The organism is Tumidithrix elongata BACA0141, assembly GCF_036349135.1.
GTDB lineage: Bacteria > Cyanobacteriota > Cyanobacteriia > Pseudanabaenales > Pseudanabaenaceae > Tumidithrix > Tumidithrix elongata.
In genome coordinates, this window is record NZ_JAZBJZ010000054.1 from 19687 (window position 1) to 31502 (window position 11816).

Annotated in this window: 9 protein-coding genes and 1 other RNA gene; 3 read left to right on the forward strand and 7 right to left on the reverse strand. The window is 46.1% G+C overall.

Going from position 1 to position 11816, the window contains the following annotated elements:
* Positions 1–41: 41 nt before the first annotated feature.
* The gene (locus tag V2H45_RS13990; protein WP_330484265.1) at positions 42–704 is read left to right on the forward strand and encodes a cell wall hydrolase; all 663 of its coding nucleotides are present in this window, start codon (positions 42–44) and stop codon (positions 702–704) included.
* A gap of 210 nt (positions 705–914) precedes the next feature.
* Here the strand turns inward: V2H45_RS13990 and V2H45_RS13995 are convergent, their stop codons facing one another.
* From V2H45_RS13995 to rnpB, 5 genes are all read right to left on the reverse strand, one after another.
* Positions 915–1928 carry a metal ABC transporter solute-binding protein, Zn/Mn family gene (locus V2H45_RS13995; RefSeq protein ID WP_330484266.1) on the reverse strand — a complete coding sequence of 338 codons (1014 nt, stop codon included), beginning with the start codon at positions 1926–1928 and terminating at the stop codon, positions 915–917.
* A 106-nt stretch (positions 1929–2034) separates the two neighbouring features.
* Positions 2035–4341 (reverse strand): Tex family protein, encoded by a 2307-nt coding sequence (locus V2H45_RS14000; protein ID WP_330484267.1) that lies wholly within the window; start codon positions 4339–4341, stop codon positions 2035–2037.
* A 136-nt stretch (positions 4342–4477) separates the two neighbouring features.
* Entirely contained in the window at positions 4478–5389 is a 912-nt protein-coding gene (locus V2H45_RS14005; RefSeq protein WP_330484268.1) for an inositol monophosphatase family protein, read from the reverse strand.
* A 52-nt stretch (positions 5390–5441) separates the two neighbouring features.
* On the reverse strand, positions 5442–7883 hold the full coding sequence (locus V2H45_RS14010) for an HD family phosphohydrolase (protein WP_330484269.1): 2442 nt from the start codon (positions 7881–7883) through the stop codon (positions 5442–5444).
* Positions 7884–8049: 166 nt separating this feature from the next.
* An RNA gene (gene rnpB, locus V2H45_RS14015) (RNase P RNA component class A) lies at positions 8050–8562 on the reverse strand.
* Positions 8563–8839: 277 nt separating this feature from the next.
* On the opposite strand from rnpB, the gene V2H45_RS14020 reads away from it, so the two are divergent.
* Positions 8840–9646 (forward strand): SpoIID/LytB domain-containing protein, encoded by an 807-nt coding sequence (locus V2H45_RS14020; RefSeq protein WP_330484270.1) that lies wholly within the window; start codon positions 8840–8842, stop codon positions 9644–9646.
* Positions 9647–9736: 90 nt separating this feature from the next.
* On the opposite strand, the gene V2H45_RS14025 is transcribed toward V2H45_RS14020, so the two are convergent.
* Positions 9737–10081 carry a pentapeptide repeat-containing protein gene (locus tag V2H45_RS14025; RefSeq protein ID WP_330484271.1) on the reverse strand — a complete coding sequence of 115 codons (345 nt, stop codon included), beginning with the start codon at positions 10079–10081 and terminating at the stop codon, positions 9737–9739.
* A 129-nt stretch (positions 10082–10210) separates the two neighbouring features.
* On the opposite strand from V2H45_RS14025, the gene V2H45_RS14030 reads away from it, so the two are divergent.
* Positions 10211–10813 (forward strand): PAP/fibrillin family protein, encoded by a 603-nt coding sequence (locus tag V2H45_RS14030; protein WP_330484272.1) that lies wholly within the window; start codon positions 10211–10213, stop codon positions 10811–10813.
* A gap of 73 nt (positions 10814–10886) precedes the next feature.
* Here V2H45_RS14030 and cpdA read toward each other — a convergent pair whose 3' ends face one another.
* Complete coding sequence (gene cpdA / locus V2H45_RS14035) at positions 10887–11705, reverse strand: 3',5'-cyclic-AMP phosphodiesterase (RefSeq protein WP_330484273.1); 819 nt, start codon at positions 11703–11705, stop codon at positions 10887–10889.
* Between the last annotated feature and the right edge of the window lie 111 nt (positions 11706–11816).

Sequence of the window (11816 nt, forward strand, 5' to 3'; positions counted from 1 at the left end):
AGATATTTAGATTTTATTCAGGAATTTGGGGCTAGTTACCAATGGATAGTACTAACAAAAGTACAGTCGAGAGTACGAACGAAAGTATAGGTACGTCAACCAAACAAGCATTTGGTAGCTCTGCATGGCTCAGAAGAAATTTCCTACCTTTAGCGATCGCACTTCTCACTTTTGCCGTCATCTTGGTTGACTCTTATCAAAATGTCAAAGAACTTCCTAAAAAAGTTGTTGTAGAACCTGTTGTCAATAACGAGCAAATCTTGGCAAGGGTTCTGATCTCAGAGGCTTCCATCGGGAATAAGAGCGAACGGCAAGCAGTGGGCTTAACCGTGATCAATCGCATGAAAAAGGCTGGCTCTAAGAATGTTCAAGAAGTTGTCAAGGCTGGAAACTTTTATCACTATGCGATCGATCAAGATCCCACCCTCTATCCCGAATATGCGGAACTGGCAAAACAACTTCTTGCTGGCAAGGTTCGCGATTTTACTGGAGGTGCAACCCACTTCTATTCACCCTATTCCATGCCCAAAAAAGGTGAAAAAAATCATGGATTTGATTGTGAAGGTGGATTTGTCCGATACACAAACCCAGAAACCAATAAGCCAGTGTTGATCTGTACGCCAAGCTGGAGCAAAACGCTTCGCTACATCGATCTTGCCCATGCAGGAATTCGTCCCTATTATTTTGAGTTCTTTGCCGAGTAAAATCCTAGTAGTCTAACGTCAGTTCGGGATAAGAAAACCTGAAACGCTATACATCCCAAGGATCCCCCCCAGCCCCCCCTTGAAAAAAGGGGGGAGAACTCACTTCCTTTTTTCAAGGGGGATGCCCGATAGGGCGGGGGGATCAAACCTCTCGATTCCAGCAAGTTGGCTTGCTTTGTTCCGAAATCCTTAACCCGAATTCAGGTTATTCTATTTCATTTGAAAGGGGGTATACTTCCCGCCTAGACCTTCAACAATTGTACGGGTATTGGCTATCAGCATCCCTGCATAGGTCTCACCTTCGCTACCCTTTTCGCCCAACCCATCCGCAAATAATTCGCGTTCCGAAACCTTAACATTGGCTTCTTTGGCAACCGCATCGATCAATTTGGGATTGATCGTAACTTCAGCGAATATAGTGGGAACATTAGCTTCCTTAATCACTTTTACGAGTTCTTTTACTCTTGTTGGTGTGGGTCGCTCATCTGTACTGATGCCACTGAGCGCTCCCTCAAGGGGAAGATTATAGGCTTTTGCGTAATACCCAAGCGCATCATGGGTAGTTACGAGTTTGCGCGAACTCACAGGAATTGTGGCAATTTGCGCTTTAATCCAACTATCAATTTGCTCTAGTTCGTTGGTGATTTTGATTGTGTTCTGAGCATAGGTTTCCGATTGGTCGGGTCTAAGTGCAGTCAAATTTTTACTAATGGTCTTAGCAATTTCAATACCATTTTTTGCATTGTGCCAAACGTGAGGGTCTGGAACGGTTTTGCCATCTTCATTAAATTTTTGGGGATTAGGAACAGCAATTTCATCGACAGCGATTTTGGGCGCAGAACTTGAGGTTGCTTGAATCAGCTTGATTAAACTTGGTTCAAAGTCATATCCACCGTATAGAACCAACTGCGCTGCTTCGATCGCTTTGCGATCGTCGGGTTTAGGCTGATACACATGAGGATCGGAACCCGGATCGATCAGGCATTTGAGTTCGATTGTATCGCCAGCAATTTGCTTGGTTAGACCGCAGGTGACGGTGTTGGTGGCAACGACTAGGGGTAGCTTTTCAGTTTTTGCGGCTGCCGTTGGAGCCGCTTTCGTTGTTGGCGTTGCACTACTGATGGGGGGATTGGTTTCCGTCGTGGAGTTACAGGCAGCAAGACTGGTAGCGATCGCCAATAGTCCCGCGCTAAGTAACGATGAAAGGTTAATTCTGCCAGCCATAGGTACGCTCGATTGTAATAATGATAATCATTATCATATCGTAAGATCGCAAAATTGATGATGCGGCGATCGCACGCAGCAGGATTATTATTCCTGTCCAATCCAGCTATCGATTGGGGCGCTGTTTGCGTCCAAACTTAGCTTGCAGATCGTCAAGGGTGGCAGGTTTTTGGGTTTGAGATTTTTGTGCTTGGGGTCGATCTCGTTTTTGCGTCACGATCTCTTGACTGGGTTTCTTTTCTAACGCACCTGTGGATCTAGAAGATTCCGATGACTTCATGGATAAACTAATGCGTTTCAAAGATTCGTTCACTTCTAGAACCCTTACTTTGACGACCTGTCCCACTTTTACAATCTGCTTTGGATCGCTGACAAAGCGATCGGCTAACTGCGAGACGTGAATCAATCCATCTTGATGTACGCCAATATCAACAAAAGCGCCGAAGTTGGCGACATTGGTAATGATGCCTTCTAATTCCATGCCAATTTCTAGATCGGACATCGCTTGGACAGCATCGCTGAAGGTGGCATATTTAAATTCCGCACGGGGGTCGCGCCCAGGTTTTTCCAATTCTCGTAGGATGTCGCGCAGGGTTGGTTCTCCGATCGCTTCCGTGACATATTGCTTGAGATTTACAGATTTGAGCTTGTCACTTGCCTGAGCAATTTCAGACAGAGATAGCTTGAGATCGCGGGCGATCGCTTCCACAACACCGTAGCTTTCAGGATGAACGGCAGTATTGTCTAAAGGATTGTCACCGCCGCGAATTCGCAGGAAGCCTGCTGCTTGCTCGAAGGCTTTTGCGCCCAACTTGGGGACTTTTAGCAAATGGCGGCGATCGCGAAACGCACCGTTTTGATTGCGATAGGCGACGATATTATTGGCGACACTGGGGCTCAGCCCAGATACGAAGGCAAGTAGCTCTTTGGAAGCCGTATTCAGGTCTACGCCCACATAGTTGACGCAGCTCTCTACGGTTTCATCCAGTTTCTTTTTGAGCAATTTTTGATCGACATCATGCTGATACTGCCCCACGCCAATGGATTTTGGATCGATCTTCACCAGTTCCGCTAGGGGATCTTGCAGGCGTCGCCCAATGCTGACCGCACCACGTACCGTCAAGTCCAGATCGGGGAACTCTGAAATTGCCACTGGACTGGCAGAATAGATCGATGCACCCGATTCATTGACCATTACCTTAACGGGTGGTCGAGCCAGTCCCTGAAGTGCTTCAGCGACAAAAGTATCGGTTTCTCTTCCCGCTGTACCATTGCCGATCGCAATCAGTTGAATCTGATATTTCTCAATCAGCGTTCTCAAGGTTCGCGCCGCCTGTTCTCTTTGGGCAACGGACTGGTGCGGGAAAATCGTTTGATATTCTAGGAATTTACCTGTCTCGTCGATCGCAGCAGTCTTACAGCCCGTGCGGAAGCCGGGGTCGATCGCTAGGGTCGGTTTCATCCCTGCGGGAGCCGCGAGGAGCAAATCCCGTAAGTTGGTTTCAAAGGTTTTGATGGACTCACCATCTGCCCAAGCTTTCTTCTCAGCAGTTACCGCTGCAATTAAGGAAGTTCTCATCAAGCGATTAAAGGAATCCTTGAGCATGTCTCGATAAAACTGCCGCATTGCGGAGTTTTTTGTTTGAATCTGCTGCGATTCCAGATAGGAGAGGACAGTATCTTCATCAAAATTGAGCGTAAGTGTGAGAACTTCCTCGGTTTCGCCACGCAACAGGGCTAGCAGATTATGGGGCGCGATCGCCTTCACCTTAGCCTGATATTCGCGGTACATTTCAAACTTGGTCGTACCTTCTGGGTGCGCGTCTTCGATCTGGGAGACAAAGATGCCCGTCTCGAGCAAAAGCGATCGCAAATAGGCGCGATATTCTGCGTTTTCTGCCACCTCTTCCGCAAGAATATCCGCTGCTCCCTTTAGGGCATCCTCAACGGTCTTAACCTGTTCAGATAAATATTTTGCCGCTGATTGCTCTAGGGATACTGTAGAGATATGAGGATGATTGAGCGCTTTAATGGCTTCTGCCAGAGGTTCCAACCCCTTTTCCCTAGCAATCGTCGCTCTGGTTCTGCGTTTGGGGCGATAGGGAAGATAGAGATCTTCCAATTCCGTTTTTTGGGTACTGGCTTCGATTTTGGCTTTGAGGTCGTCGGTTAATTTGCCCAGATTGGTGATCGCTTGGAGAATGGTCGTTTTGCGATCGTGCAACTCGGTGAGATAGGTATAGCGGTCTTGCAAATCCCGTAGCTGGACTTCATTCATCTCTCCCGTGCGCTCTTTACGATAGCGAGCGATGAAAGGAATGGTTGCACCTTCGGCAAATAGTTCTAAAGCATTTTTGATTTGCCCAGACCGTAGAGAAAGCTCTTGTGCTAAAAGTTGTTCGAGGTTTTGCATCAGACGTATAGTTGAATAAAGGTACCAAAAATGACTGTGACTTTGTAATTTGGTTGCACTTGCTGCCCAAGACTTCGTCAACCTTGACTGAGCGAAGTCGAAGCTAACATTGACGGTATATTTTAGCGAAAATCTCCTAATTTCGGAGCAGGGGTGAAACTAAGGGGTGAAAGATCGGTAAAAGTTCAGTATGGCTAACCACTAAGGTAGGGAAGTTGCGATCGCTATAATTTTTACCAAATTCTAAAGGAAAGATGGGTTGCGACTCTAGGGGAATCCAGATTGCACCTGCTGCCTGTAAGATTGCCCATGCGGCGGCGATATCCCAGATTTTTGGCGTGGCTTCCACGGCTGCTATGGTTGCGCCCGTGGCAACAGTCAGCAAGTTATAGCTTGCAACACCGAGCATTCGCAGTTTTGCAGGGAGTTTTGTTGTTGCGGCAGTATGCATCCCGAAGGGAATCGCCTCCAAACTGCGCGAACAACTACTAAACAAATGGCTTCCCAAGTTTGTCAGCAAAGGTGGAGCAGAATTAACCTGCAAAGGATGACCGTTGAGAAAAGCGGCATTAGCGCCTTGATGATCTCTATCTGCTTCGGTAAACCATCCATAGAGGGAATGACGCAATGGGGGAATAGAAACAAAGCCAAATACTGGCACACCGTAGTGTAGTAGCCCCAAAGAAATTGCCCAGATTGGAATACCTCGTGCAAAGTTGGTGGTTCCATCTAAAGGATCGACCACCCAACACCATTCCGTATGGGGCAACGTGCGAGCCGATTCTTCGGTTAACACAGCAAAATTGGGAAATTCAGTTTGTAATGCTGTTTTGATATATTCATCGGCCCAGCGATCGGATTTGGTCACCAAACTTCCATCCGATTTTTGCTCGGCGATTCTGACCTGCTCAAAATCTTTCAGGAGTTGTTCGCCGACGCGATCGCTTAGGTGTTGGATAAAAGGAAGAATATCCTGTAGGTAATTCACAATGTAAGTTCCAGTAAAATTCGATCGGAGCAGTGGATAGTGCGTGTCTGCCCCAGACATCTTTGTAAAGCGAGAGTCTGAAGTCTATCTGAAGTCTAGCAGTGCCTCTATGTCAGCTTTGGCTACCCACAGTTGTCTTTGGAATCGGAACGGTTTGAATGGGTACCAGAATTCCAGCAATCTCTGTTTGCCCATTACAACTATTGCAGGCTTGGTCGGGCATCGCCGAACCTGAGGGATCGAGCTTTTTTGCGAGGGCTGGATATTTGATGCGACCGTGATTGCGTTCTTGCCAAATTTTAATAAATACAGGTGCAATGCGTTCCATATCCGCAGGGGTTAAGCCAGAATCGCGCAACTGCCCATCATCCCAACGCGATTGAAAGATCCTCATCAGCATTTCACTTCCTTTTTCGAGGGTAGTGTCATTCCCTAGAGAGCGCAAAGCAGCTTCGCAAGCATCGGCTAGCATGACAATCCCCGTTTCGCGAGACTGTGGAATTGGACCTTCGTAACGAAATTCTGCCTCTGAAATTTCGGGCGATCGCTCTCTGGCTTTGCAATAAAAGTAGTAGATCGCGATCGTGCCTTGATGTTCGGGGATAAAAGCCTGCAAAATTTCGGGCAGATGATATTTCTGCGCTAATTTAATGCCACCTGAGACATGCTCTTTAATCATCTGGGCACTCCGCCAAGGATCGTCTAACAGGTCATGGGGATTCGTTTGCCCCATTTGATTTTCGATGAAATATTCTGGGCGGAGGGTTTTGCCAATGTCGTGATAGAGCGTTCCAGTTCTAACTAAGGTTGTGTCTGCTCCCAGCTCCCTTGCAGCCGCCTCTGCCAAGTTTGCCACAAATAGGGTGTGCTGAAATGTGCCAGGAGCTTCAGTTACCAAGCGTCGCAGCAAGGGGCGATCTAAATTGGCAAGTTCTGCCAAACGAAACGGCGTCAGCGTATAGGAAATTTGCTCTAAATAGGGAATTGCGCCTAATGCGACGATCGCAGCAATTAAACCACTTGCCCCATACTGTAAAGCAGTTGCTACTAATACAAATGGTGAAATTGACCCCACTGTCACAGCGATCGCGATAAAGACCGCTGCCTGTGCAACTGCCACAATAATGCCTGCGGCTGCCAAATGCGATCGGGTATAAGGACGATTGGTAATTATCGCAGCCAACAGTGCGCCCACTAAAATTGGACAGTAGGTGATGAAATTGGCACTAATTCCCACCGCAATCAGACCAGAGAGTAGTGCCGTTACTAAGGTGGCTAATCTAGAGCCGTAAAAACTACCTAGCATCAGTCCCATACTCGCAAGGGGAAAAAACGCTAGCGTGCTGGAAGTTAAGAATATGCCTGCCAAAGCCGCGCTATTACCAACGATCGCGATCACGAGCAGATCTTTCAATTTCAACCGAACATTTAACCAAGACGACCCATGCTTAAGGACTAGAGCTAAGATCAGCATGGCAAGAGCTGTACCTACAGCAATCCCAGCAATGCCAACCAAGTTTGTACGACGCTGAGTCAAACCCAGTTCGTCTAAGAACATAAACTCTCGGGCAGTGATTTTTTCACCAGCCTTAACAATAACTTCACCTGCTTGCAGCCTCACCATCTTGGGCTCGACGCTGGACATTGCTTTGGCTACTTTCTCGGCTGTAGCTGCCTCATCCACGATCAAGTTCGGCTTTATAACCTTAGTGAGTAAGGCGATCGCCAGACGCCGTCGCACAGGGTCGAGCGATAATTCTCGGAGATTTTCAATGCGGTATTTTACGACTTCTTCAGGTAGCCCCGAGACAATGCCGGCTGATAAAAGGCTAGAGATGGCGCTACGAATGTTGAGTTTATCTAACTCCCACTCTGTATTCGTAAGATCTAATAAGCGATCGCGAAACATATCTGGACCTTCGAGCAGCTTGGCTTTGGCAAGTTTATAAGCTTGTCTAGCTTGCTCAATGCGATCGATTAGATCTTGATAAGCTTTAGCAGATACCACAGATTTTTGGTGTTGCAGCTCAAACACCGCAAAATTAAAGGTCTCAGACTGATTTAACGCAGGTTGTAAGGCGTTCCAATTAATATTGGGTAGATTGATGGTTGGGTTTGAGCTTGACTTAATGGCTTGCCACTCAGCATCAGAAATCGATCGCAGATATAACTGGACTTCAGGATTGAGGGAGCTATTGGGCAAGTAGGGAAATGCTCCCATGATTTGCCGAATTTGGTCGCCGACCTTTAAAATCTCTTCAAGATGTTTCGTGATTTCATCATTTGCCTCATTGCTAAGCCGATAAACAATCACTTGCTGCTTAACGCGTTCTTTTGCCAGACGTGTCGCTTCGGCATCAATGGCATCAATCGTTTTCGTAGCACGAATATCACTGTCTACAAAAGTACCTTCGGTTAACTTTGGCTCTGCATAGAAACGAAAACTTAAGGTACTGGTTAAACAAACAAAGGTTAAGCCCATTACTGCTCTACCTAACCATTGTTGAGGAGGACAACAAACCAGTTTTTTAATCGGCTTGGGAATAATTCCCATAATTTCTTGCTTGGTAGTATGAAGTTGAATAACGTCTATATCTAGCGTAAAAGCCCATAAACCTAGGCTAAATAGATATTTTCACGCAATTGAAGCACCCAATTTTCACGATCTTTGTAGATATAAAATCTACTTTTGTGTTACAAATGCGACTAAATTTTTGGTTGAGAAAGAGTAAGACATAAGCCGGGTTCTGTTTAATTTAGCAATTAGTCATTAGCAATTCGCTTTTGGCTAAATCTCTAACTGAATCTAAATACTAAAATTAGCAGTTATCTATCTGGGATATCTGTTGCCAGATACCTCTAGCGGCTCACATCTACAAACAATGTCTGCTTTCACAGGCAAAAGCTTTATAGATAACGAGTACAAGGAAATAAAGACCAAATTCCTTTAACTCTCTCGCCTTGCTTCCAACTGGGGTTTACCGAGCCAGAGCCTCTCGACTCCGCTGGTGCGCTCTTACCGCACCTTTGCACCCTTACCTATGCATCACTAGCTTTTCGCTCTTAGCTCGAAAGCCGATCGCAAATTGCCAATTGCTCAAGGCGGTATCTTTCTGTGGCACTATCCTCGCGATCGCTCGCACTGGGCGTTACCCAGCAGTTTGGTCTTTGTGGAAGCCCGGACTTTCCTCAGAGCTGGGAAAACCCAACCCCGCAACTGCCCGCTTACTCTCCTAGCTACATAATATCTAAATCCACAGAAATCCAGATCGATTTCTTGAGAATTTAAAGATTTGAGCGAAATTTGCCACTTAACGTATTTATATTTTTCAAACAAAAGCTTTAAAAAAATGTAGACAGTTTGATACACTTTCTACTATCTTTAGTTCTTAGCGCGCCACTCATAATTAAGCTGGCAAAAAGCACGATTTCAAGCTTTTGTTTAGTCTTTATGTGTTGAGTATTACTGTGGATAGTGCTTGTTATTTGTCTAGGTGTGAGATAAACCAAATGATTAAGAGCTTCTCCAAAAGAATACAAACGCTAGTTTTAACCCTGTCATTTTTATTTTTAGCGAACATATCCCAAGCAGCGGCTGCAACAATTTTAAGGGTTTTAGTTAAAGAAGATTCTGGCTCTCAAATGTCAGTTGCCGTAACTCAGCCCTCGGTTTTACAAGTTTCAGGACAAAATCGTCGGCTCGATCCAGGTCGTTGGTATACACTTCCGACCTCTACTGTCAATCGGATCGTACCTTCTAACAACGGACTGGTTCAGGTAGGAAGTACGTTGTACCCCGGCGAAATGGAGATTCGCTCTTGGAATAACAAGGCAGTTGCAGTAAATATTTTAAGCCTCGAAGAATACTTACGTAGTGTCGTACCGAGCGAGATGCCTGCAAGCTGGCACATGGATGCGCTCATGGCTCAGGCTGTGGCTGCTCGTAGTTATGCCATCAACACGCAACGTCAGCGCAAATGGGGTGATGCTCCCTACGATTTAGTGAGCGACACTCGCGATCAAGTATATTCAGGATTTTATCGTTACGATGCCAACAATTCTCAAGCTGTGCCCTTGATTCATCCCCGCAGCGATCAGGCAGTGGCTTCTACGGCAGGTTATATGCTCCGCCCTGGGTTTAAGGGTTACTATCGCGCCAGATTGCAACGCAACTGGGTGAGCTGGGGCAATGGCTATATGCCAGTTTCCGATGGTCAACATCTCGATCAAGAAATGTCCCAACAAATGGCAAAACTCGGTTGGAACTGGGTGCAAATTTTGGCTTGGTGGTACCGAGATGAGCCCATTAAGCGTTAAGTGATTTCCATCAAACAGAATATCTAGCAATAAGGGCAACCACTGTAGAGTTGCCCTTATTGTTTTGGATAAATACTGGGGCACTGCCCCCTATGAGATCGAATTTCTCATATTTGTACCAATTAGGTTTGTATTGGTGAGATTTGCCCCGGTTAGGTTAGTTTCTTCTAGATCTGCACGGGTAAGATTTGCATTTGTAAGATTTGCTCCTTTCAAATTTGCGCCATAAAGATATACGCCATAGAGATTTGCGCCAGTAAGATTGGCATTCTCTAGATTGGCATTAAATAGATCGGCTCCCTCTAGGTTACTATTCTCAAAATTGGCTCCCTCTAGGTTGGTATCATGTAGGTCTAACCAAGATAGATCTAAGCCTGTGAGATTGATGCCTGAGGCAAATCTTTCTAAAACTTGCTCTCGTGTAATTTCTGCCATTATCTAAAATTAAGGTAAACTGTCGATCGCTAGGGAGAACTTTTGCTTGTTAGCGGTGATGGCATGATTATCTCATGGGTAAGGATTGGGGATTTATGCAGTATCTGAATGAAAAGCTAAGCTAAAACCATGAGCAAAAAAGACAACCTTTTAAAAGCGATCGCACCTGTAAATCGAGGCATCCAAATTACTGAAGTGCAGAAAATCGCGATCTTTTCGGCTGTAGCCTATCTTGAGGAGATGAATCCCACACCGAAGCCAACAGAAGCAGCGGAATTGCTGACGGGCGATTGGCAATTGCTGTTTACCACGAGTAAAGACTTGCTGGGATTCGATCGCTTACCATTTGTGAAACTTGGGCAGATCTATCAATGCGTTCGCGCTGCTGAGGGCAAAATTTACAATGTGGCGGAGCTTATGAGCTTGCCGTTGCTAGAAGGATTGGTGAGTGTTTGTGCCAGCTTCACAGTAGTGTCTGACCTACGGGTCAAGGTAAACTTCGAGCGGTTTGTCATTGGTTCGCAACGTCTAATCGGCTATCGGAATATCAGCGATTTTGTAGAGATTTTAGCCTCTGGGCAGAAACTTAGGGCGATCGATTCCAAAATCAAAAATCGAGAACAACGGGGATGGCTAGAAACGACCTATCTCGACGACGATCTGCGCATTGGTCGAGGAAATGAGGGCAGTTTGTTTGTCCTACGCAAAGTAAAGCGCTTGAGTTTTCTTTAATCGCAACCTGAGTTCGGCGAGCGCAGCCGAACTGCGCCGAAACCTAAATCTCACAAGTAATTTGAAATTGCGTTTAATAACCTTTAACGGTCAGATCGGGTTGGAATCTCGATTCTGCGAGGCGATGTACGGTAGTTTCGACATTGCCATTGGGAAACAGAGACAGCAAACGAAAGCCAGGCGATCGCGAATCGATCTGAAATTTTGGCGTATTGGGCTTAAATTGAATGCAGGTTGAGGGTGTGACGTAGTAGCGAATTTGGTTATGTACAGTTTTATGCAGGAGATCGAACGCTTGGTGGGCGTGACCGTTGATCGCAACTTGTATTTGTGGGAAGCGATCGCAAATCTGCCAAAATTCCTGCTGATTTCGCAGGGCAATGCTATCCATCCAATCACAGCCCACGGGCAAGGCGGGATGATGAAAAGCAATCAGAGTGGGCATCTCGACATAGCGCTGTAGCTGCTCTTCAAGCCACGCCAAACTTTGGGCTGAGAGCAAACCATCCACTTCCCCGATAAGAACGGAGTTGAGAAAGAGAAACTGCCAATTCCCTCTTTGGATTCTAGAATTTGGGTTCGTGCTGGAATTTGCCGCAAAAATACGATCCCCCTGAAGGATTGAGGGCATGAGGTCGAGATCGTCGTGATTTCCTGCCAAACAGTATGTATCGATATTTAACGGTCGAAGAGCGTCTCGGAGGCGCATATAGGCAGCTTCATCACCATCTTGGGTTAGATCGCCCGTTAAAATCAGCAGGTCGGGCTGAGGATTGAGGTTCGTAACTTCTGCCAATACGGCTTGAAAAGAATCCTCCGTTTTGATTCCCCAAAGTGCGGCGTCGCGATCGCCAAACAAATGAATGTCCGTGAGTTGTGCAACCAGCAGCATAGATTTCATCAAAAATCACTCCAAAGTCAGTTCAGGATAAAAGCATGAAATAAACCAATGGCCAATTCAAGGATGAAATGCAACGGGGTCTGATGAAGCAAAGAATACTTC

Bases quoted from the DNA above. Each gene is read 5' to 3' on its own strand.
- V2H45_RS13990 (WP_330484265.1), top strand. From the start codon at position 42: ATGGATAGTACTAACAAAAGTACAGTCGAGAGTACGAACGAAAGTATA.
- V2H45_RS13995 (WP_330484266.1), bottom strand. From the start codon at position 1,928: ATGGCTGGCAGAATTAACCTTTCATCGTTACTTAGCGCGGGACTATTG.
- V2H45_RS14000 (WP_330484267.1), bottom strand. From the start codon at position 4,341: ATGCAAAACCTCGAACAACTTTTAGCACAAGAGCTTTCTCTACGGTCT.
- V2H45_RS14005 (WP_330484268.1), bottom strand. From the start codon at position 5,389: ATGTCTGGGGCAGACACGCACTATCCACTGCTCCGATCGAATTTTACT.
- V2H45_RS14010 (WP_330484269.1), bottom strand. From the start codon at position 7,883: ATGGGAATTATTCCCAAGCCGATTAAAAAACTGGTTTGTTGTCCTCCT.
- V2H45_RS14020 (WP_330484270.1), top strand. From the start codon at position 8,840: ATGATTAAGAGCTTCTCCAAAAGAATACAAACGCTAGTTTTAACCCTG.
- V2H45_RS14025 (WP_330484271.1), bottom strand. From the start codon at position 10,081: ATGGCAGAAATTACACGAGAGCAAGTTTTAGAAAGATTTGCCTCAGGC.
- V2H45_RS14030 (WP_330484272.1), top strand. From the start codon at position 10,211: ATGAGCAAAAAAGACAACCTTTTAAAAGCGATCGCACCTGTAAATCGA.
- cpdA (WP_330484273.1), bottom strand. From the start codon at position 11,705: ATGCTGCTGGTTGCACAACTCACGGACATTCATTTGTTTGGCGATCGC.